Annotated in this window: 19 protein-coding genes, 1 tRNA gene, 1 pseudogene and 1 riboswitch; of the genes and pseudogenes, 10 read left to right on the top strand and 11 right to left on the bottom strand. The window is 69.6% G+C overall.

The window, feature by feature from the left end:
• Nucleotides 1-43: 43 nt before the first annotated feature.
• The 4 genes and pseudogenes from CRP49_RS18690 to bcp form a co-directional block, all read right to left on the bottom strand.
• A tRNA-Leu gene (locus CRP49_RS18690) sits at nt 44-127 on the bottom strand.
• On the bottom strand, nt 127-801 hold the full coding sequence (locus CRP49_RS18685; protein WP_097254393.1) for an HNH endonuclease: 675 nt from the start codon (nt 799-801) through the stop codon (nt 127-129). The genes CRP49_RS18690 and CRP49_RS18685 overlap by 1 nt, the downstream gene beginning before the upstream one ends.
• Nucleotides 798-1,436, bottom strand: a pseudogene (locus CRP49_RS18680) (HNH endonuclease signature motif containing protein). The gene CRP49_RS18685 and the pseudogene CRP49_RS18680 overlap by 4 nt, the downstream one beginning before the upstream one ends.
• A gap of 146 nt (nt 1,437-1,582) precedes the next feature.
• Nucleotides 1,583-2,050 (bottom strand): thioredoxin-dependent thiol peroxidase, encoded by a 468-nt coding sequence (bcp, locus tag CRP49_RS18675; protein ID WP_097254392.1) that lies wholly within the window; start codon nt 2,048-2,050, stop codon nt 1,583-1,585.
• A gap of 92 nt (nt 2,051-2,142) precedes the next feature.
• Here bcp and CRP49_RS18670 point away from each other — a divergent pair, with 92 nt between their 5' ends.
• From CRP49_RS18670 to CRP49_RS18660, 3 genes are all read left to right on the top strand, one after another.
• Nucleotides 2,143-2,472, top strand: coding sequence for a DUF3618 domain-containing protein (locus CRP49_RS18670; protein ID WP_097254391.1), 330 nt, complete (start codon nt 2,143-2,145; stop codon nt 2,470-2,472).
• Nucleotides 2,473-2,588: 116 nt separating this feature from the next.
• Nucleotides 2,589-2,891 carry a co-chaperone GroES gene (locus tag CRP49_RS18665; RefSeq protein WP_373560395.1) on the top strand — a complete coding sequence of 101 codons (303 nt, stop codon included), beginning with the start codon at nt 2,589-2,591 and terminating at the stop codon, nt 2,889-2,891.
• Between the two features lie 67 nt (nt 2,892-2,958).
• A riboswitch (guanidine-III (ykkC-III) riboswitch) is annotated at nt 2,959-3,030 on the top strand.
• Nucleotides 3,031-3,068: 38 nt separating this feature from the next.
• Nucleotides 3,069-3,389, top strand: a complete 321-nt coding sequence (locus CRP49_RS18660; protein ID WP_097254389.1) for a multidrug efflux SMR transporter — start codon at nt 3,069-3,071, stop codon at nt 3,387-3,389.
• A gap of 16 nt (nt 3,390-3,405) precedes the next feature.
• Here the strand turns inward: CRP49_RS18660 and CRP49_RS18655 are convergent, their stop codons facing one another.
• Nucleotides 3,406-6,273, bottom strand: a complete 2,868-nt coding sequence (locus CRP49_RS18655) for a transglycosylase domain-containing protein (protein WP_097254388.1) — start codon at nt 6,271-6,273, stop codon at nt 3,406-3,408.
• 1,219 nt (nt 6,274-7,492) lie between these two features.
• Here CRP49_RS18655 and CRP49_RS18650 point away from each other — a divergent pair.
• From CRP49_RS18650 to CRP49_RS18635, 4 genes are read left to right on the top strand one after another with little or no spacing between them, the layout of a single operon-like run.
• Complete coding sequence (locus CRP49_RS18650) at nt 7,493-8,293, top strand: ABC-2 family transporter protein (protein ID WP_097254387.1); 801 nt, start codon at nt 7,493-7,495, stop codon at nt 8,291-8,293.
• A 55-nt stretch (nt 8,294-8,348) separates the two neighbouring features.
• Entirely contained in the window at nt 8,349-9,116 is a 768-nt protein-coding gene (locus CRP49_RS18645) for an ABC transporter permease (RefSeq protein ID WP_097257433.1), read from the top strand.
• Nucleotides 9,074-10,081 (top strand): ATP-binding cassette domain-containing protein, encoded by a 1,008-nt coding sequence (locus tag CRP49_RS18640; protein ID WP_097257432.1) that lies wholly within the window; start codon nt 9,074-9,076, stop codon nt 10,079-10,081. The genes CRP49_RS18645 and CRP49_RS18640 overlap by 43 nt, the downstream gene beginning before the upstream one ends.
• A gap of 51 nt (nt 10,082-10,132) precedes the next feature.
• Nucleotides 10,133-10,831 (top strand): DUF1707 domain-containing protein, encoded by a 699-nt coding sequence (locus CRP49_RS18635; RefSeq protein ID WP_097254386.1) that lies wholly within the window; start codon nt 10,133-10,135, stop codon nt 10,829-10,831.
• 123 nt (nt 10,832-10,954) lie between these two features.
• Here CRP49_RS18635 and CRP49_RS18630 read toward each other — a convergent pair whose 3' ends face one another.
• From CRP49_RS18630 to CRP49_RS18620, 3 genes are all read right to left on the bottom strand, one after another.
• The gene (locus CRP49_RS18630) at nt 10,955-11,356 is read right to left on the bottom strand and encodes a hypothetical protein (protein WP_097254385.1); all 402 of its coding nucleotides are present in this window, start codon (nt 11,354-11,356) and stop codon (nt 10,955-10,957) included.
• Nucleotides 11,357-11,482: 126 nt separating this feature from the next.
• Nucleotides 11,483-12,220 carry a ribonuclease PH gene (gene rph, locus CRP49_RS18625; protein ID WP_097257431.1) on the bottom strand — a complete coding sequence of 246 codons (738 nt, stop codon included), beginning with the start codon at nt 12,218-12,220 and terminating at the stop codon, nt 11,483-11,485.
• Nucleotides 12,221-12,297: 77 nt separating this feature from the next.
• A complete protein-coding gene (locus tag CRP49_RS18620; RefSeq protein ID WP_030782705.1) occupies nt 12,298-12,531 on the bottom strand; it encodes a glucose PTS transporter subunit EIIB in 234 nt (77 codons plus the stop codon).
• Nucleotides 12,532-12,717: 186 nt separating this feature from the next.
• Between CRP49_RS18620 and CRP49_RS18615 the strand changes: the two genes are divergently transcribed.
• Complete coding sequence (locus tag CRP49_RS18615) at nt 12,718-14,007, top strand: PTS transporter subunit EIIC (protein WP_097254384.1); 1,290 nt, start codon at nt 12,718-12,720, stop codon at nt 14,005-14,007.
• Between the two features lie 92 nt (nt 14,008-14,099).
• Nucleotides 14,100-15,407, top strand: a complete 1,308-nt coding sequence (locus CRP49_RS18610; RefSeq protein WP_097254383.1) for a PTS transporter subunit EIIC — start codon at nt 14,100-14,102, stop codon at nt 15,405-15,407.
• A 76-nt stretch (nt 15,408-15,483) separates the two neighbouring features.
• On the opposite strand, the gene CRP49_RS18605 is transcribed toward CRP49_RS18610, so the two are convergent.
• Nucleotides 15,484-16,236 (bottom strand): MBL fold metallo-hydrolase, encoded by a 753-nt coding sequence (locus CRP49_RS18605; protein WP_094217802.1) that lies wholly within the window; start codon nt 16,234-16,236, stop codon nt 15,484-15,486.
• Between the two features lie 240 nt (nt 16,237-16,476).
• Here CRP49_RS18605 and CRP49_RS18600 point away from each other — a divergent pair, with 240 nt between their 5' ends.
• On the top strand, nt 16,477-16,935 hold the full coding sequence (locus tag CRP49_RS18600) for a type II toxin-antitoxin system PemK/MazF family toxin (protein WP_097254382.1): 459 nt from the start codon (nt 16,477-16,479) through the stop codon (nt 16,933-16,935).
• Here CRP49_RS18600 and CRP49_RS18595 read toward each other — a convergent pair.
• The gene (locus CRP49_RS18595) at nt 16,932-17,408 is read right to left on the bottom strand and encodes a hypothetical protein (protein ID WP_097254381.1); all 477 of its coding nucleotides are present in this window, start codon (nt 17,406-17,408) and stop codon (nt 16,932-16,934) included. The genes CRP49_RS18600 and CRP49_RS18595 overlap by 4 nt on opposite strands.
• Nucleotides 17,409-17,534: 126 nt before the next feature.
• The gene (locus CRP49_RS18590) at nt 17,535-19,604 is read right to left on the bottom strand and encodes a putative Ig domain-containing protein (RefSeq protein WP_097254380.1); all 2,070 of its coding nucleotides are present in this window, start codon (nt 19,602-19,604) and stop codon (nt 17,535-17,537) included.
• Nucleotides 19,605-19,841 lie beyond the last annotated feature (237 nt).

Here is a 19,841-nt window from a genome sequence, read left to right as displayed (position 1 = left end):
AAACGGCCTGCGAGTCGCACCTTCGATTCACAGGCCGTTCATGTGCGGCGGAAGGGATTCGAACCCTCAAGCCCGATCAAGGGCCACAGATCCTAAGTCTGCTGCGTCGCCATTGCGCCACCGCCGCTAGCCGCCTGCCATCGTACCGGGAGTCGCTGGCCGCCTTCTGCCTCCCCTGCACCAGGTGCTGGTAATCGCGTGGCAGTTGGGGCACAGCAACCGCAGGTTCTCGCGCCGGTCGTCACTCCAATCCCCGTTGACGTGGTCGACCTCCAGTGTCATGGGCTTGCCGAGCCACTCCGGCTCGACCCCGCAATCTGCGCACCGTTCCGGTACTCCCACGGCCCGGAGTGCACGACGCAGCAGCACAGTCCCTGTCCGACGCGTGCCGTCATGGCGAACCAGGATATCCTCGGGGCCTTTGGCGTTGTGGCTCCGCTTACCGCGCCGGTGACCCTGCCCGAGGAAGTGGGCGGTCGAGATGTCCTCTTCGGCGATCCACTGACGCAGCAGCGCACGTTGCCAGTGGTTGTCCGGGCGATCCAAACGTCGCAGCACCTCTTTGAGGGATGCCGACTCGGCGACCGCCCCACGCAGTTCACCGTGGGTGGGACTTGGACGCCTGCCATGGTGGGCGAAATGAGACACGTCAATGCCGAAGTCAGCGAATCGCTTCATGAGATATCGCCGGAGGTTGGCGTACGACCGCGCACCCAAAAAGGCGATGACCTCGTCGATATCGGAGCACTGTGCGGCAGCTTCTTCCAGCCGCTCACGGGGGTACTGCACACCGCTGCTCACCGGGCATCCCTGCCACGGCCCCGGTAAGTGTCTGTTGCGGAATGGCAGTTGGGGCAGAGGAAGCGCAGGTTGTCGATACGGTTGTCGCGCCAGTTGCCGTCGATGTGATCGACCTACAGGGGCAGCGGCTTCCCCCGCCACACCGCCTCGATTCCGCACAGGGCACAGCACTCTTCCAGGCCCTGCGCGAGAAGCGCCTGCTTGAGGCGGTCGCTCGGGACTCGCCGGGCCTGTGTGTCCCGCAGCTCGACGAGCACGGCTTCTGCCGTCCGACGAGGCCTGGCGTCGCCACCTCGCCGTGGCACTTGAAAGTGCGAAGTGTCGATGCCGTACGCCTTGATCCGGCGGCTGATGTGCGTGTGCTGCCCGCCGACGACGTCGACCTCGAGTCGGCGCAGCACCTCACACATGTTCGTCGAAGCCGCCACCGCCTGCTCAAGGATTGCCCTCGTCCACTTCACCCCCTCCCGCTCGAAGTGCGAGGTGTCCACGCCAAGCTTCTTCATTCGCCCCCGGATGTAGTGCCGCGTCGAGCTCGTCGGATCCACCCCCAGCCTCTCCAGCGCCTCCGACAAATTCCGCGCCCCCCGAGCCGCCTCCTCCAGCCGCTCCTTGGTGTACGCACTGGCCCCCATCGAGCCCCCTCCGTCCCGGCCGCGCGTTCGCAGCCCGTACGGAGTAACGAACCGGTTATCGGACAGTCACGCACGGAATGGAAAACGGCCCGCGCCGGGTCACCCCGGTTCGGGCCGTTGAGCAGCAGAAACGTGACGTCTGGGACTCAGATCCCCAGATCCTTGATGATCTTGGCCACGTGGCCCGTTGCGCGGACGTTGTACAGGGCGCGTTCGACCTTGCCCTGTTCGTCGACGATCACCGTGGAGCGGATGACGCCCATGTACGTCTTGCCGTAGTTCATCTTCTCGCCGAAGGCGCCGTAGGCGTCGAGGACCTTCTTGTCGGGGTCGGCGAGGAGGGTGATCTTCAGGGACTCCTTCTCGCGGAACTTGGCCAGCTTCTCCGGCTTGTCGGGGGAGATGCCGATGACGTCGTAGCCGGCGCCGGCCAGGAGGGAGAGGTTGTCCGTGAAGTCGCAGGCCTGCTTGGTGCAGCCGGGGGTGAGGGCCGCGGGGTAGAAGTAGACGATGACCTTGCGGCCCTTGTGGTCCGACAAGGACACCTCGTTGCCGTCGGCGTCGGGGAGGGTGAAGGCGGGGGCCACGTCCCCGGGCTGGAGTCGCTCGCTCATCGGTCCAGCGTAACGGGGGGCGTTGCGGCACGGTGGCGGCTGGAGCTGACAGACTGTCCGGAACAGCATCAGGAGACTTCGGAGGCCGTACGGTGGCGGACACGTCGGACACCAGAACCCCGGCGCAGATCGAGGCGGACATCAAGCGCCGTCGCGAAGTGCTGGCCGAGACGCTCGACGAGATCGGGGTGCGGGTGCATCCGCAGACGATCGTCGCGGATGCCAAGGCCAAGGTCGTCGCCAATATCGATCACACGGTGGGGCGGGCTTACGTCCAGGTCAACCGGGTGGTGAGTGAGGTGCGGGCGCGGTTCGTGGATGAGGAGGGCGCGCCGCGGCTGGAGCGGGTCGTGCCTGTCGCGCTGGTTGTGGTGGGGGTCGTGGGGCTGTTCGCCCTGGGGTCGCGGCGGCGTAAGCGCTGATCGGGGCGGAGACGAGTGGTGGCCCGGGGTCGTACGGGCCGGTCCGAGGCAGGTAGGTTCGAGGCGTGAGCGCCAACAGAAACAGCAACCCTCAGCACGACAAGCTGCCCATCCGGATGCTGCACGACCGGGTTCTCGTGCGGCAGGACGCCGGTGAGGGCGAGCGACGGTCGGGCGGCGGCATCCTGATTCCCGCGACCGCGGCGGTCGGGCGGCGGCTGGCCTGGGCCGAGGTCGTCGCGGTGGGGCAGAACGTACGGACCGTGGAGCCGGGTGACCGGGTCCTGTACGACCCGGAGGACCGGGCCGAGGTCGAGGTGCGGGGCGTGGCGTACGTGCTCATGCGGGAGCGGGATCTGCACGCGGTGGCCGCCGACCGGTTCGAGGGCGGCGAGGATTCCACCGGCCTGTATCTCTGAGGCCGGCCCTGTACCTCTGATTCACAAGCTGTAAGGGGCTGGTGACTGTTGTCACCAGCCCCTTTTGTCGTTCCTTTGCTATGTTCGAAGGAGCCCGACGAGACGCGCCGTACCGGGATGCAGGCAAAGACGACGCACCTGAGAAGAGTCGTTCTGTTTGTCTCGGAGGTGTTTGTCGTGGCTTGGGTGCTGCTTGTCGTGGCCGGTCTGCTGGAGATCGGCTGGTCGATCGGGATGAAGTACACCGACGGGTTCACGCGGGTCGTGCCCAGTGTGTTCACCGGTGCCGGGATCGTGGCCAGCATGGTGCTGCTGTCGTATGCCGCCAAGTCGCTGCCCATCGGTACCGCCTACGGCGTGTGGGTGGGGATCGGGGCGGCCGGGGCGGCGGTGCTCGGCATGGTGGTGCTGGGTGAGCCGGTCACCGCCGCCCGGATCTTCTTCGTCTGTCTGCTGCTGGTCGCCGTGGTGGGGCTGAAGGCGACCAGCGGTCACTGACGGTCGAAGCCGGTCACTACGGTTGGCCTGCTGTGGCGCCGCCGTCCGTGGTGCCGACGTCGGTGCCGCCGCCTGTGGTGGTGCCTCCCCCGGTGGTTCCGCCGGGGGTGCCGCCTCCGGTTGTCGTACCGCCTCCTGTTGTCCCTCCGGTCGTGCCGCCGCCGTCGGTGGTGCCGCCGCCGTCGGTGGTGGTCGTACCGCCGTCCGTCGTCGTGCCGCCGCCGGTGGTGCCGCCGTCGGTGGGGGTTCCGGTGGTGGTGCCGTCGGTCGGGGTGCCGGTCGGGCCGCCGTTGTCCTGGCCGCCGTCGGTGGTGGTGCCGCCGGTGTCCTGGCCGCCGGGGGTCGTGGCGCCGTCGGTCGGGGCCTGGGTGCCGGGTGCCTGGACGTCGGCGCCCTGCTGCAGCTGGAGGTCGAAGTCGCTGGCCGGCTTGCCCTTGAGGGCGTCCTTGGTGAACTGGGCCCAGATCTGGGTGGGCGCGCCGCCGCCGTTGATGCGCGGGAGGCCCAGCGCGCCGTACAGCGGCTTGTGGGCGGCGGTGACCGGGTCCTGGCCCATGACGGAGACGACGGTGGCGAGGTCGGGGGTGTAGCCAGCGAACCAGGCGGCGGTGTCCTCCTCGGCGGTGCCGGTCTTGCCGGCGGCGGGGCGGCCGGCGGCCTGGGCGGCGGTGGCGGTGCCGGTCTGGACCACGCTCTGCAGGATGGAGGTGGTGGTGTCGGCGGCCTCGCGGCTGACGGCCTGCTTGACGGGCGCGTCGGGCAGCTTGATCTCCTGGGTGCTGTCCTTGGTGATCTTCTCGATCATCGTGTACGTGCCGTGCTTGCCGTGGTTGGCGAGGGTCGCGTACGCCTCCGCCATGTCCAGGACGCTGGCGGTGGCGGTGCCGAGGGCGATGGACGGGTAGGGCTGGAGGTCCTTGGTCTCGGCGGGGATGCCGAGGTCCACGGCGGTCTGCTTGACCTTGGAGGGGCCGACGTCGACGGCCATCTGCGCGTACACGGAGTTCACCGACAGGTCGGTGGCCTTGCGGACGGTGATGTCGCCGTAGGACTTGGAGTCCTCGTTCTCCGGGGCGTAGGCGCCGCCGCTCCAGCCCTGGACGGGCCGCTTGTTGGTGCCGTCGTAGTAGGTGTTCGGGCTGATGGTCTGGCCGTCCTGGGTGGTCGAGCCGTTCTGGACCGCGGAGGTGAACACGAACGGCTTGAAGGTGGAGCCGACCTGGAAGTCACCGCGGGTGGCGCCGTTGGTGTACTGCTTCACGTAGTCGATGCCGCCGTACATGGCGACGACCTTGCCGGTCTTGGGGTCGACGGAGGCGCCGCCGGCCCGGACGGACTTGTCGACCTTGTTGTTCTTCTTGTCCAGCTTGGACATCAGCTGGTCGTCGACGGCCTTGACGAAGGCGTCCTGCTTGTCCTTCTGGATGGTGGTGGTGATGCGGTAGCCACCGATCTCCAGCTGGTCCTTGGTGAGGATGTTGTTCTCGGAGAGGTAGTCCTTGACGGCGTTGACGAGGTAGCCGCGCTGGCCGGAGAGGCCGGTGGAGATGGTCTGCTCCTTCGGCATGGGGAACTTCATGCCGGCGCGCTCGGACTCGCTGAGCCAGCCCTTCTTGACCATGCCGTCCAGGACGTAGTTCCAGCGGGCGAGGGCGGCGGACTTGTTCTCGGGGTGGGCTACGACGTCGTACTCGCTCGGTGCGTTGACGAGGGCGGCGAGGTAGGCGGCGCGGGCCGGGTCGAGGGCGGCGGCGTCCCGGCCGTAGTAGGCCTGGGCGGCGGCCTGGATGCCGTAGGCGTTGCGGCCGAAGTAGCTGGTGTTGAGGTAGCCCTCGAGGATCTGGTCCTTGGACTTGGTGCGGTCCAGCTTGATCGAGATGAAGAACTCCTTGGCCTTACGGGTGACCGTCTGTTCCTGGGCCAGGTAGTAGTTCTTCACGTACTGCTGGGTGATCGTCGAGCCGGACTGCTTGCCCTTGCCGGTGGCCGTGTTCCAGCCGGCGCGGAGCATGGCCTTGGGGTCGACGGCGGACTCGGTGTAGAAGTCGCGGTCCTCGGCGGCCAGGACGGCGTGCTGGGCGTCCTTGGAGATCTGGGCGAGGGTGACGTTCTCGCGGTTGATCTGGCCGTCGCGGGCGAGCTGGGAGCCGTCGGCGTAGAGGTAGACGTTGTTCTGCTTGGTGGCGAGGGCGTTGGCGGGCGGGATCTTCACGAGGGAGTACCCGAGGAAGAACAGCCCGATGATCAGCAGGACACCGATCACGAAGGTGCCGAGCACCATGCGCCAGGTGGGGATGAGCCGACGCCAGCCGGTGCGCTTGGGGCGCTTGGGCTTCTTGCCCTTGCCGCCGCCGGGGCCGCCAGGGCCGCCGCTGTCTGCGAGGGGGGTGGGGGGCTCGTCGGGGGTCTGGGGGGTGGAGGGCGTGGAAGTGGTGCGGGTGGTGCGGGTGGTGGCAGCACCGGCCGTGGCCGCGGAGCCGCTGGCGGCGGCCACTGCGCCGGCGCCGGCCGGAGACTTCGGGGCGGCAGCGGCGGAGGCCCCGGCCATGGCGGCACCGCTCGCGGCGGCAGCCTGAGCAGCGGGGCTCGCCTTGCCGGGGCGGTTCGATTGGCTCGGCTGGGTCGGCTCGGCCTGTCGAGGGGCCTTGACCCGGCGGAGGACCTGGGTGGTCTCGGCGGGTGCCGGGGGCTCGCCGGAGGCCTGGGAGGCGGCGGCCGCCTTACCGGTGTCGGCCGCCGGGTTCCCTTCCTGGGGTGCCCGGGGTGCCTTGATACGCCGGAGGACCTGGGTGCTCTCGGCTGCGGGCTGCCCGGAGTCGTGAGCCTTGTCGGCCGCCTGGGCCCGGCCGGACTGCTGGGGCACTCCGGCCCGCTGGGACGTCATGGCCGAGTCGGCCCGTTTCTGGGACTCGCCGGACTGTGAAGAGGAGGCCTGGGACTGCCCGGGGAGACGGGACCCCACGGACGCCTGCCCCGCCTGGGGCTTGTCGAACGGACGGGGCCCGGCAGAGCCCTGGGGCTTCTCCGGTCCCTGGACGTTCCTGGCTGCCTGGGGCTTCTCGGCTCCCTGAACGTTCCCGGATGCCTGGGACCTGTCGGATGCCTGGGGCTTCTCGGGCTGACGAGACTCGGCAGACCCCTGAGCCCCCGCAGACGACTGGGACTGCTGGGGCTGCTGGGGCTGCTGGAACCCCTGAGGCCTCTGGGACCCCTCGGCCCCCGGACCCCCTTCGATCCCCCGGCCCTCCGTGCCGGTCCTCCCCGCACGGCTCGCCTGGGCAGCCAGAGCCGCCCGACGCGCCCGCGCGGCCTGGTCAGCACCGGCACCCGGAAGCGACTGGCCCCCGGACGTCCGATCTCCCTGGTCCGCCGCGCCCGCCGGCCCCTGGGCACCCGAACCCGCCGAACCGTCCCGGCCCCGATCCGGGCCCTGGGCACCCCGAGCAGCCGCCCCCTGACCCGGCCGGTCCTGACCACCACGGAACCGGTCCTGGTCCGCCCGGCCCTGATCCTGCTGGACCCGATCCCGGCCGTGGGCACCCTGAGCCGCCCGGACAGCCGAACCGTCCTGGTCCCGCCCCGACCGCTCCTGACCCGCACCGACCTGATCCCGACCCGAAGCACCCCGAGCCGACCCCGCAGCCGAACCCGGGCGGCCCTGGTCCTGTCCCGGGCCGCGCTGGTCCCGGCCCTCGTCCTGGCCGGCCCGGGCTCGGTCCTGGGCCTCTCGGCCCCCGGACCTGGCGCTCTCGGATGTGGCGGTGCTGTCGGGTGTTCTCGGAGTCCGCTCCTGGCGGCTCCGGGTGGTGGCCCCCGGGTCTCCGGGCACTTCAGCCGGCAGCGGTTCTTCTGGTGCCCCGCCCTCGGTGTGCTGCTGCGGCTGCGGCTCGTCGCTCATCTCGTGCACGGACTCCTGTTTCGCGTCGTACGTTTCCCGTACGCCTCGTACGCCTTCTGCGCCCCCAGTTTGAAGACTCTCGCACCTGGCGTTCCGTTCCCGGATTCCGGCACGCTTCCGGGGCGGAAAATGCGTGGCCGGTCGCCGGGCCTCCGGACTAGGCTCCTGCGCTTCGGTGTCGAGCGGTCCAGGGAGGTCGACTGTTGTGGGCGCGGGACGGTTGTACGCGGCCGTCGCGGCGGGGGGATTCAGACGGTACGCGACGTATCGGGCGGCCACTGCGGCAGGGGTGTTCACCAACACGGTCTTCGGGCTGATCCTCGTGTACACCTACCTGGCACTGTGGGACGAGAAACCGCACCTCGGAGGCTATGACCAGGCGCAGGCGGTCACCTTCGTATGGCTGGGTCAGGCGCTGTACGCGACGCTGGCGATTCAGGGGGGCGGCTTCGAGACCGAGTTCATGGAACGCATCCGTACGGGTGAGGTCGCGATCGATCTGTACCGGCCGGCGGACCTCCAAGTGTGGTGGCTCTCGAACGATTTGGGGCGGGCGCTGTTCCAGCTGCTCGGGCGTGGGGTGATCCCGTTCACTTTCGGGGCGCTCGTCTTCCCGACGGCGATCCCGGACGATCCGGGCACCTGGCTGGCCTTCCTGGTCGCCGTGGCGCTCGCGATGATCGTCAGCTTCGGGATCCGCTACCTGGTGGCTCTGACCGGGTTCTGGCTGATGGACGGCACGGGGGCGCTGCAGGCGCTGATGGTCACCGGCATCTTCTGCTCGGGGATGACCCTGCCGCTGAACGCGTTCCCGGGGACGCTCGGCGAGGTCGTACGGGCGCTGCCGTGGGCGGCGCAGGTCCAGGTGCCCGCGGACGTGCTGATGGGCAAGGCCGACCCGCTGCCCGCCTTCCTCTTCCAGGCGGCGTGGGCGGTGGTGCTGCTGGCGGCCGGGCGGCTGCTGCAGACGGCGGCGGCGCGACGGGTGGTGGTTCAGGGTGGGTGAGGGTCGGTACAACGCCGTGACCGAGGGGCTGCGCGCCTACCGGCTGATCTCGGGGATGTGGATCCGCTCCACGCTGACCTACCGGTTGTCCTTCGCGATGACCGCGTTCGGCGGTGTGCTGGTGACCGGGCTCGACTTCGTCTCGATCCTGTTGATGTTCTCGCGGGTCGACGTGCTCGGGGGCTACTCGCTGCCCGAGGTCGCGTTCCTGTACGGGCTGTCGGCGACCTCTTTCGGGATCGCGGACCTGGCGATCGGCTCGGCGGGCCGGCTGGGCTCCCGGGTGCGCGACGGCACGCTGGACACCCTGCTGGTGCGGCCCGCACCCGTGCTGGCGCAGGTCGCCGCGGACCGGTTCGCGCTGCGCCGGATCGGCCGGATCACGCAGGGGACGCTGGTGCTGGGCTATGCGCTGGTCGCGTCGGACATCGACTGGACGCCGGTCAAGGTGCTGATGGTGCCGGGGATGCTGGTCTGCGGCGGGGTGATCTTCTCCGCGCTGTTCGTGGCGGGGGCGGCCTTCCAGTTCGTGGCGCAGGACGCGGCCGAGGTGCAGAGCGCGTTCACGTACGGCGGTCAGACGCTGTTGCAGTACCCGCCGACCGTGTTCGGCAAGGAGTTGGTGCGCGGGGTGACGTTCATGCTCCCGCTGGCCTTCGTCAACTGGGTGCCGGCGGCCTATGTGCTGGGGCAGCCGTATCCGCTGGGCGGCATGCCGGAGTGGGCGGCCTTCGCGCCGCCGCTGGTGGCGGTGGTGTGCTGCGCGGCGGCGGGGCTGGCGTGGCGGGCGGGCCTTCGGTCGTATCGGAGTACAGGGAGTTAGCGGTGGACGCGTTCATCGAGGTGGACCGGGTCGAGAAGGTCTTCGAGGTGCGCAAGAAGGCCGGGTTTCTGAAGCGGGAGCGGCGGCAGGTGCGGGCGGTGGACTCGATCTCGTTCACCGTGGCGCGCGGGGAGATGGTCGGGTACATCGGGCCGAACGGCGCCGGGAAGTCGACCACGATCAAGATGCTGACCGGCATTCTGATGCCGAGCGCGGGCCGGCTGCGGGTTGCGGGGATCGATCCCTCGCGGGAGCGGACGCGGCTGGCGCACCGGATAGGGGTGGTGTTCGGGCAGCGGACGACGCTGTGGTGGGACCTGCCGCTGATCGACTCCTACCGGCTGGCGCACCGCATGTACCGCATCCCGGACGCCCGTTACCGGGAGAACCTGGATCGGTGTGTGGAACTGCTGGAGCTGGGCGCCCTGTTGGACGTGCCGGTACGGCAGCTCTCGCTGGGGCAGCGGATGCGCGGGGACATCGCGGCGGCCCTGCTGCACGATCCGGAGGTGCTGTACCTGGACGAGCCGACGATCGGTCTGGATGTCGTGTCCAAGGCCAAGGTGCGGGGTTTCCTGAAGGAGTTGAACACCGAGCGCGGGACGACCGTGCTGCTGACGACGCACGACCTGCAGGACATCGAGCAGTTGTGCTCGCGGGTGATGGTGATCGACCACGGGCGGCTGATGTACGACGGTCCGCTCGCCGGGCTGCACGAGGCCGGGGAGGGCGAGCGGACGCTGGTGGTGGACCTGGAGCGGGAGCTGCCGCCGATCGAGGTGCCGCCGTGCCGGGTGGTGCGGGTGGAGGGGCCGCGGCAGTGGCTGGCCTTCCCGGCGGGGCAGTCGGCGGCGCCGCTGGTGGCGGCCATCGCGGCCGCGTATCCGCTGGTGGATCTGTCGGTGCGGGAGCCTGACATCGAGGCCGTCATCGCGAAGATGTACGCCGAGAAGGCCGTCTCGTAGGCGTCTTGTCGTGGGCATCTCTTCGTGGGCATCTTCTCGTAGGCTTCTGCCATGACCGACGACGCAGTCCCGGAACTCCGTGCATCCGACGCCGACCGTGAGCGGGTCGCCGAGGTCCTGCGGGACGCCCTCGCCGAGGGGCGCCTGGACATGGAGGAGTTCGAGGAGCGGCTGGAGGCGACGTACAAGGCGCGTACGTACGCCGAGCTGACGCCGATCACCCGTGATCTGCCGGCGGGCGGGGCCGTGGCGCCGGCTCCGGTCTCCTTCACCAAGGAACCGGTGGAGAGCGGGAGTTGGGCGGGCCGGATCGTCGGGGGCGAGGGGTCGTCCACGGGAGCGGTCGCCGTCATGTCGGGCTTTCAGCGCAAGGGGCGCTGGACGGTGCCGAAGAAGTTCACCGCCTTCGCCTTCTGGGGCGGCGGCGAGATCGATCTGCGGGAGGCGGACTTCGCGAGCAACGAGGTCCACATCAACTGTGTGGCGATCATGGGCGGCATGCAGGTGATCGTGCCGCCGGGCGTCGACGTCGTCGTCCGCGGGATCGGCGTCATGGGCGGCTTCGAGCACCCCAGGGACGACGGGCTGACCGAGCTGGGCGCGCCGCGGGTGGTCATCGGCGGCTTCGCCTTCTGGGGCGGGGTCGGCGTGGAGCGCAAGGTGACCCGGGCCGAGCAGAAGCGACTGAAGGAACAGCGGCGTCAGGAGCGGCTGGAGCACAAGGAGCGGCGCAGGCTCAAGGGGTCCTGAGACCCCCGGGTGGGCGCTGACGTCCCCGGGGCTCCGCCCCAGACCCCGTCCTGTGCCCACCCTCCCCCACGCTCGGCTGCGCTCGCGCGGGGGACCCCCATCCCGACTCGGTCGGCTGAGAAGCTACGACGTGCACACCTTCGTCAGTTCGCCCGCCGCGTCCGTGACCGGGCTGACGTCCGGTGTGTTGTCGCCGTTCTTGATGGCCGTGCGGACGTTCTGCACGGCCTTGTTGAGGTTGTCGACCGCCTTGTTGACGTCGGCGTTGTCGGTCTTGTCGCCGATCTTGTCGAGGTTGTTGTCGATGCGGGCGAGGGACTGGTCGAGCTGCGTCGGGTCGTTCGAGGCGTTCTCCACGGCCTGCTGGAGGTCGGTGACGCTGTCGGCGATGGAGTCGGCGGTCTGGACGCAGTCCAGGGCCTTGTTCACGGCGTCGCAGCCGGTGGTCAGGCCGGCGGTGAGCGCGGCGGTCGCTATGACGGCGGCGACGGCGGTGAGACGGCCTCGGCGTCGGCTGGCGGCCATGGTGGTGTTCCCTCCCCTGAATACAACTGGCGGGGCGCACGGAGGTGGGCCGTGCGCCCGTACCCATACGGACGCTGAGGAACGGGCGGGGGTTGCCCTTCCGTGCCCCCGGGTTTGGCGCGCCCTTTACTTTTCGAGCGTGGCGGCCAGCGCGGCCTTCTGGATCGCGGTCAGCTCGGTGCAGCCGGTGACGGCGAGGTCGAGCAGGGCGTTCAGTTCCTCGCGGGCGAAGGGCTCGGCCTCGGCGGTGCCCTGGACCTCGACGAAGCGGCCGTCGCCGGTGCAGACGACGTTCATGTCGGTCTCGGCGCGGACGTCCTCCTCGTAGCAGAGGTCGAGGAGGGGCACGCCGCCGACGATGCCGACCGAGACCGCCGACACCGTGCCGGTCAGCGGCTGGCGGCCGCCCCTGATCAGCTTCTTGCCCTGGGCCCAGGAGATGGCGTCGGCGAGGGCGACGTAGGCGCCGGTGATGGCCGCCGTACGCGTGCCGCCGTCGGCCTGGAGGACGTCGCAGTCGAGGACGATGGTGTTCTCGCCGAGCGCCTTGTAGTCGATGACGGCGCGCAGGGAGCGGCCGATGAGCCGGGAGATCTCGTGGGTACGGCCGCCGATCTTGCCCTTGACGGACTCGCGGTCGCCGCGGGTGTTGGTGGCGCGGGGCAGCATGGCGTACTCCGCGGTGACCCAGCCCTCGCCGCTGCCCTTGCGCCAGCGCGGGACGCCTTCGGTGACCGAGGCGGTGCAGAAGACCTTGGTGTCGCCGAAGGAGACGAGGACGGAGCCCTCGGCGTGCTTGCTCCAGCCACGTTCGATGGTGACCGGGCGGAGCTGTTCAGGAGTGCGGCCGTCGATTCGAGACATGACCACGAGCCTATCCGGAGCGACGGAAGGGGCTCCCCCCTAGGTGGGAAGAGCCCCTTACCGGTGAACCCGAGGGTTCACATCATGTCTTCGATCTCCGCGGCGATCGGGTCGGCGTCGGTGCCGATGACGACCTGGATGGCGGTGCCCATCTTGACGACGCCGTGGGCGCCCGCGGCCTTCAGGGCGGCCTCGTCGACCAGCGAGGGGTCGGAGACCTCGGTGCGCAGCCGGGTGATGCAGCCCTCGATCTCCTCGATGTTGTCGATGCCGCCGAGGCCGGCGACGATCTTCTCAGCCTTGCTGGCCATGTTCCTTCTCCCTGATCCGAACCGCTTTGTCGCAGTAACCCACAGTTGGCCCATCTTTGCGAGCGGTCATGCCGTGCGTGCCGAATGATGGCGATCACGACAGCGGAACCGTCCGCCAACTGGTCTACACCACCGGGGGTACGGTCGCCAAACCGCGTACCGGCCGAGCTGCCCGGGAGGACGTCCATGAGCGCCGACAGCACGGTCAGCCCCGCGCGCGCCCGCTGGAACACCCTCTTCCAGGGCTTGCAGAAGATGGGCCGCAGCCTGCAGCTGCCGATCGCGGTGCTGCCGGCGGCGGGCATCCTGAACCGGCTTGGCCAGCCGGACGTGTTCGGGGCCGACGGCCTGGGCTGGACGGACGTCTCGAAGGTGATGAAGGGGGCGGGCGGGGCGCTGCTCGACGGCTCGATCGGCCTTCCGCTGCTGTTCTGCGTGGGCGTCGCGATCGGCATGGCCCGCAAGTCGGACGGCTCGACGGCCCTCGCGGCGGTGGCGGGCTTCCTCGTCTACTACGGCGTGCTGCACCAGTTCCCGCAGCAGTGCCCACCCGGCTCGAAGACGATCCCGGACATCGGCTGCCAGGTCCAGGCGGGGTCGGTCACCTCGTTCACGTTCCAGAACCCGGGTGTCTTCGGCGGCATCGTCATGGGTCTGCTGGCCGCGTTCTTCTGGGCCCGCTTCCACCGCACCAAGCTGGTGGACTGGCTGGGCTTCTTCAACGGGCGCCGCCTGGTCCCGATCATCATGTCGTTCGTCGCCATCGTCTTCGCGGCGGTGTGCCTGTGGATCTGGCCGCCGGTCGGTGACGCCCTGGAGAGTTTCAGCCACTGGCTGCGGGACGCGGGGTCCTGGGGCGCGGGCATCTTCGGCGTCGCCAACCGGGCGCTGCTCGTCATCGGCCTGCACCAGTTCCTGAACGTGCCCATCTGGTTCCAGTTCGGCAGCTACACGACGCCCGAGGGCAAGGTGGTGCACGGCGACATCAACATGTTCCTGGCGGGGGACCCGAACGCGGGCCAGTTCACCTCGGGCTTCTTCCCGATCATGATGTTCGCGCTGCCCGCGGCCGCGCTGGCGATGACCCACTGCGCGCGGCCGAACCGCCGCAAGGAGGTGGGCGGTCTGATGCTCTCGGTCGCGCTGACCTCGTTCGTCACCGGCATCACCGAACCGATCGAGTACTCGTTCATGTTCATCGCCCCCCTGCTGTACGCGGTCCACGCGGTGCTCACCGGGGTGTCGATGGCGGTGACCTGGGCGCTCGGGGTGCACGACGGCTTCAGTTTCTCGGCCGGCCTCATCGACTACGTCATCAACTGGAACCTGGCCACCAAGCCCTGGCTGATCATCCCGATCGGCCTGTGTTTCGCGGCGGTCTACTACGTGATCTTCCGGTTCGCCATCACGAAGTTCGACCTCAGGACGCCCGGGCGCGAGCCCGAGGAGGAGGTCGAGGACGTCACCAAACTGTGAGCGGATTCGTGGGTTCCTTATCCCGCCTTCATCGTGCTACAACAGGTCTACACCACTGAGTGGTGTAGACCACCACCCGATGGAGGAAGTCTATGAGCACCGCCACCGCGCCCACGGCGGCCCCCACGAAGAAGTGGGGATCAGGTCTGTTCCAGGGCCTGCAGAAGGTAGGACGCAGCCTGCAGCTCCCGATCGCCGTGCTGCCGGCGGCGGGGCTCCTGATGCGCCTCGGCCAGCCCGATGTGCGGGACAAGCTGCACCTGCCGGCCGATGTCGCGAAGGTCTTCGCCGGGGCCGGCGGTGTCCTGTTCGACAGCTCCTTCGGACTGCCCCTGCTGTTCTGCATAGGCGTGGCCATCGGCTTCGCGAAGAAGGCCGACGGCTCGACGGCGCTCGCCGCCGTGGTCAGCTTCCTCACCTACTACGCGGTGATCCACCAGTTCCCGATCAAGGACGGCCACGAGGGCGCCACCTACACGCCCGTCGCCCCCTTCGGCGGCTTCTGGCAGAAGGGCCACGAGGCCGCCACGGCCGCGACCTTCCAGAACCCGGGTGTGCTCGGCGGCATCATCCTCGGTCTGCTGACCGCCGTGCTGTGGCAGCGCTACCACCGCAAGAAGCTCGTGGACTGGCTCGGCTTCTTCAACGGCCGTCGTCTGGTGCCGATCATCATGTCCGTCGTCGGCGCGGCCCTCGGTGTCCTGGTGGTCCTCGGCTGGCAGCCCATCGGTGACGTGATCACCAACTTCGGTGAGTGGATGACCGGCCTCGGCTCCTTCGGCGCGGCGCTCTTCGGTCTGATCAACCGTGCGCTGATCCCGATCGGCATGCACCAGTTCGTCAACTCCGTGGCCTGGTTCCAGATCGGCGACTACACCAACTCCGCCGGCACCGTCTTCCACGGCGACCTGCCGCGCTTCTTCGCCGGTGACCCGCACGCCGGTATGTTCATGACCGGCTTCTTCCCGATCATGATGTTCGGTCTGCCGGCCGCCGCCCTGGCCATCGCGCACACCGCCCGGCCCGAGCGCCGCCAGGCCGTGATGGGCATGATGATGTCGCTGGCGCTGACCTCGTTCGTCACCGGTGTGACCGAGCCGATCGAGTTCTCGTTCATGTTCATCGCGCCGATCCTGTACGCCATCCACGCCGTGCTGACCGCGCTGTCCATGGCCGTCACCTGGGCGCTGGGCATGCACATGGGCTTCAGCTTCTCGGCCGGCCTCACCGACGTGTTCATCAACTGGGGCATCTCCACCAAGCCCTGGCTGCTGATCCCCGTCGGCCTGGTCTTCGGCGCGATCTACTACGTCGTCTTCCGCTTCGCCATCGTCAAGTTCAACCTCCCCACCCCGGGCCGCGAGCCCGAGGAGGAGATCGAGGACCTCACCAAGGCGTGAGCCCCTCCCCCCGGGCAGACCCAAGGCCCCCGGAGCCAGTGCGGCTCCGGGGGCCTTCTCGTGTCTGCGGGCGGGGTCAGATCTCGTACGTGACCCGCGGCGCGGCCAGCTCCACCGGCCCCGCGAAGACCTCGCGCGCGTCCGCGAGGTTGACCTGCGGGTCGGTCCACGGCGGGATGTGGGTGAGGACCAGGCGCCGCACGCCCGCGCGGGCCGCCGTCTCACCCGCCTCACGGCCGTTGAGGTGCAGGTCGGGGATGTTCTCCTTGCCGTGCGTGAACGCGGCCTCGCACAGGAACAGGTCGGTGTCCCGGGCCAGCTCGTCCAGCGCCTCGCTGACGCCCGTGTCGCCGGAGTACGTCAGGGACTTTCCGCCGTGCTCGACGCGGATGGCGTACGCCTCCACGGGGTGGCGGACCCGCTCGGTGTGCACGGTGAACGGGCCGATCTCGAACGTGGACGGCTTCACCGTGTGGAAGTCGAAGACCTCGCTCATGGAGGACGCGGAGGGGGTGTCGGCGTACGCCGTGGTCAAACGGTGTTCGGTGCCCTCGGGGCCGTAGACCGGGATCGGGTCGCAGCGGCCGCCGTCGTGGCGGTAGTAGCGCGCGACGAAGTACCCGAGCATGTCGATGCAGTGATCGGCGTGCAGATGACTGAGGAAGATCGCGTCGAGGTCGTAAAGACCGCAGTGGCGCTGCAGCTCGCCCAGGGCGCCATTGCCCATGTCGAGAAGCAGCCGGAAGCCGTCGGCCTCTACGAGGTAGCTCGAACAGGCCGATTCCGCGGACGGGAACGACCCCGAACAGCCGACGACGGTGAGCTTCATGAAGCAGAAACCTCCGTTGGCGGAAAACCGATGGACGGGAAGCGGGAGAGGGGTCGGGAAGGGGGCAGACGGGGGTCGTGCGGTTTGTCGAGCGTAAGGCGCAAAAGGGCGGGTCGCTCCTCCGCCAGGGGCCGTTGTGGGCGAACTCACCTGTGGTGTCACCGGTTCGGCTGGACCGGGGGCGCATGCAGCTCACAGGAGGGCGCGCGCCGCTGCTCGCACGCCGGTAACGTCGTCCGTATGGACACGTCATGGTGGCTGGCGCTCGCGGCGGTGGTACTGCTCGCGCTGGTCGCCACGCTCGTCGACGGCTGGGGCCGGGGCCGCCGGCCCGGCGGGCGCCGGCTGCGGCCGCCCGGGCGCCCCGGCGGCCGGGCCAGGGTGACGACGCGTCCGCACCCGGGGGACATCTGGTGGGCGAACGTGTCGTACGAGGACCGCGCCGAAGTAAAGGACCGGCCCTGTCTGGTGCTGGCCGTGCGCGGCGACCGGGCCACGGTCGCGAAGATCACCAGCAAGTACCACGACGAGCGCGCCGGGGTGATCCCGCTGCCGCCCGGCGCGGTCGGCAACGCCCACGGCCGGCCCAGCTTCCTGCAGACCGACGAGCTGCGCGAGGTGCCGTTCGGCGATTTCCGGCGCCGGGTGGGCGTGGTGGACCCGGTCCTGTGGGACCAGGTCAGACACCTCGCCCCCTAGGGCACGGTCACGGTGACCTTCCACTCCTCGATGCCCTTGCAGGAGACCTGGCCGGGGGCCGTGGGCTCGGCGCACAGGGGACGGGAGGACGTCAGCTCGGTCTTGCCGGCCGCCACCGCCTGGTAGGCGGCGCTCGCGTCGCCCGGCTGCAGGACGAAGCCCGCGTTGATCGCCTTCAGGGCCGAGCCGCTCGCGGTGACCGGCTTCCAGGGACGGCTCTTGGTCCCGTCGAGGGTGAGCCGCAGCTCGCCGCCCTTGGCCAGGCAGACGGTACGGCCGTTGTCGGCGGCGGTCAGCTCCACGTGGGTGACACAGCCGCTGCCGGACGACGGGGCGGATGCCGACGGTGACACCTTGCCGTTGTCCCCGGAGCCGGAGCCGGTTCCGCTGCCGTTGTCCCCGCCGCTCTGGGAGCCGCAGCCCGCGAGGAGCAGCGCTGCCGCCGCGAAAGCGATGGGCGTCGTACGGCGCATGGGTGTCCGCCTTTCTGCCGTGGCCGTCTGCCGGCCTCCTGGTGCAGATGAGACGTACCACCGGCACGGACGGATCCCGCACCCGGAAGGAAATCTTCCGGGTGCGGGATCCGGTTGCCGTACGGCTCAGCTGGTCGTCAGGGCGGTGTCGTCCACGACGAAGCTGGTCTGGAGGGAGGAGTCCTCCACCCCGCTGAACTTCAGGGTGACCGTCTGACCCGCGAACGAGGACAGGTCGAAGGTCTTCTGCGCGTACCCGGAGGCGGCGTTGACGTTCGAGTACGTCGCCAGGGTGGTCGAACCGGCGGTCACGGTCAGCTTGTCGTACGCGGTGCTGCCGGTCTCGGCGGTGTCGATGTGCAGGTAGAAGGTGTAGCTGGCCTTGCAGCCGGACGGGATGGTCACCGACTGGGACAGCGTGTCGGTGTGGGAGGAGCCGTACCCGTCGAGCCAGGCCTTGTAGGAGCCGCCGTGCGCGGCCTCACCGGAGTCGTTGGTGATGACGCCGCTGGAGGCGGTCCAGGTGGTGTTGCCCGACTCGAAGCCCGGGTTGCCGAGCAGCTGGGCCGAGGTGCAGGTGCCGCCGGAGGAGCCGACCGTCCAGGTGAAGGAGGTCGAGCCGGAGGCGCCGGTGGAGTCCTTCGCGGTGACCGTGACCTGGTAGGTGCCCGCGGTGGACGCCGTACCGGAGATCAGGCCGGAGGAGCTGTTGATGGACAGGCCGGTGGGCAGGCCGGAGGCGCTGTAGGTCAGGGTCGCGCCCGCGCTGTCGGTGGCGTGGATCTGCAGGCTGGCCGAGCCGCCGGTGGTGGTCGACTGGCTGCCGGGGTTGGTGACGGTCACCGTGTTGCCGGTGCTGGTGCCGGCGGTGAAGGCGGTGGTGCCGTTCGGGGTGCCCCAGCCGGTCGGGCCGTCGTAGCCGGTGCCCGCGGTGCAGAAGTACGAGGTGGAGCAGGAGCCGTTGCTGCCGCTGGTCACGTCGTACAGGTTGCTCGTGTGCTGGTACGGGTACTTCGCCGGGTAGTCGCTGGAGCCCGGGGTGCCCGCGAGGGCGTAGACGCCGGCGACGATCGGGGCGGAGGCGCTGGTGCCGCCGTAGACCGCCCAGCCGGAGCCGCCGTAGGTGTCGTAGACCGCCACGCCGGTGGCCGGGTCGGCGACCGCGGAGACGTCGGCCTCCATGCGCTTGGTGCAGCCGGTGTCGGTCTGCCAGCTCGGCTTCGCGTCGTACGCCGAGCAGCCGGAGCCGGTGCCCTCGGTGGAGCTGGTGTGCCACACCGACTCGCTCCAGCCACGGGAGTTGGAGGAGGTGGTGAGCGCGGTGCCGCCGACGGCGGTCACGTACTGGGAGGTCGCCGGGTACTCGGCGCCGTAGGCGGAGTCACCGGAGGAGACGGTGATGGCGACGCCCGGGTGCTTGAAGTACTGGGTGTCCTCGCTGGTCTGGGAGGAGGACTCGGAGCCGCCCCAGCTGTTGGAGACGACCTTGGCACCGAGCGAGACGGCCTCGTTCTCGGCGATGCCGAGGTCGGTGTCGTTCGCGGAGTTGGCCTCGACCAGGATGATGCTGCAGTTCGGGCAGACCGCGCTGACCATGTCGAGGTCCAGCGCCTCCTCGCCCGCCCAGCCGGTGTCGTTGGTGGGCAGCGAGGTGGTGGAGCCGGTCTGGCTGACCTGCTTGAAGCAGCCGTTGGCCTTGGTGCAGGCGGACAGGCCGTAGGTGGAGCGGTAAGTGCCCAGGTCCGCCTCGGCGTTGGGGTCGTTGTACGCGTCGACGATGGCGACCGTCAGACCGCTGCCGCCCGTCGAGGGCAGGTTGTAGGCGCTGTGCAGGTTGGCCGGGGAGAGGCCGGAGGGCGCGGCCGCGGCGACCGCCGAGGCGAGCCGCTGCTTGATGTCGGTGCGGCGCTGGGCGAAGCAGGACGCGTGGCCCGGCTTGGCGGTGGCGCACAGATGGGTCGTGGGGACCTTCTGGCCGGCCTTGCCGGTCGAGTGGAAGGTCTGGCGCTCCGGGGCGGTCAGGGCCTTGGCGTTCTGCGCGGCCCGGGAGATGTGGGGCGCGGGAGCGGCGGCGGCCTGGGCCCCGGCAGCGGGTGCCGCGGCGAGTCCGGCGACGGTCAGGGCGAGGGCGGGGAGGGCGATGGAGAAGAGTCTTCGCAGACTCCGTCGCCGCCCGCTCGGGCGTGACTCACGCATGGGGTACTGCCTCCATGGGGAAGTGGGGTTTCTCGCACTGGTTGGGCAGGCCCGTGACGCGCGTAGCGGCGGCAGAACCGCGCAGTCATGAGCATGACACTCACAGACGCCCTGTATGTCGGGTGAGCGTGACATGACAGGGTGCGGGAGGAACGTAGCCCTGGCCCGAGAGTCACCGGCAGTACCGGAGGGAATTCTTTGCCCCTCCATAGGATGGGCTTAGCCCCCTCATAGGAG

The organism is Streptomyces sp. Ag109_G2-15 (assembly GCF_900215565.1).
GTDB lineage: Bacteria > Actinomycetota > Actinomycetes > Streptomycetales > Streptomycetaceae > Streptomyces > Streptomyces diastatochromogenes.
This window is presented reverse-complemented; position numbering and strand designations above follow the sequence as displayed.

Excerpts from the sequence above, each read along its gene's own strand:
- CRP49_RS18595 (WP_097254381.1), bottom strand. The coding sequence starts at position 17,408 with ATGCGCCGTACGACGCCCATCGCTTTCGCGGCGGCAGCGCTGCTCCTC.
- CRP49_RS18620 (WP_030782705.1), bottom strand. The coding sequence starts at position 12,531 with ATGGCCAGCAAGGCTGAGAAGATCGTCGCCGGCCTCGGCGGCATCGAC.
- CRP49_RS18665 (WP_373560395.1), top strand. The coding sequence starts at position 2,589 with ATGCTGCACGACCGGGTTCTCGTGCGGCAGGACGCCGGTGAGGGCGAG.
- bcp (WP_097254392.1), bottom strand. The coding sequence starts at position 2,050 with ATGAGCGAGCGACTCCAGCCCGGGGACGTGGCCCCCGCCTTCACCCTC.
- CRP49_RS18655 (WP_097254388.1), bottom strand. The coding sequence starts at position 6,273 with ATGACGTCCCAGCGGGCCGGAGTGCCCCAGCAGTCCGGCCGGGCCCAG.
- CRP49_RS18645 (WP_097257433.1), top strand. The coding sequence starts at position 8,349 with ATGTGGATCCGCTCCACGCTGACCTACCGGTTGTCCTTCGCGATGACC.
- CRP49_RS18600 (WP_097254382.1), top strand. The coding sequence starts at position 16,477 with ATGGACACGTCATGGTGGCTGGCGCTCGCGGCGGTGGTACTGCTCGCG.
- rph (WP_097257431.1), bottom strand. The coding sequence starts at position 12,220 with ATGTCTCGAATCGACGGCCGCACTCCTGAACAGCTCCGCCCGGTCACC.
- CRP49_RS18635 (WP_097254386.1), top strand. The coding sequence starts at position 10,133 with ATGACCGACGACGCAGTCCCGGAACTCCGTGCATCCGACGCCGACCGT.
- CRP49_RS18605 (WP_094217802.1), bottom strand. The coding sequence starts at position 16,236 with ATGAAGCTCACCGTCGTCGGCTGTTCGGGGTCGTTCCCGTCCGCGGAA.
- CRP49_RS18590 (WP_097254380.1), bottom strand. The coding sequence starts at position 19,604 with ATGCGTGAGTCACGCCCGAGCGGGCGGCGACGGAGTCTGCGAAGACTC.
- CRP49_RS18630 (WP_097254385.1), bottom strand. The coding sequence starts at position 11,356 with ATGGCCGCCAGCCGACGCCGAGGCCGTCTCACCGCCGTCGCCGCCGTC.
- CRP49_RS18615 (WP_097254384.1), top strand. The coding sequence starts at position 12,718 with ATGAGCGCCGACAGCACGGTCAGCCCCGCGCGCGCCCGCTGGAACACC.
- CRP49_RS18610 (WP_097254383.1), top strand. The coding sequence starts at position 14,100 with ATGAGCACCGCCACCGCGCCCACGGCGGCCCCCACGAAGAAGTGGGGA.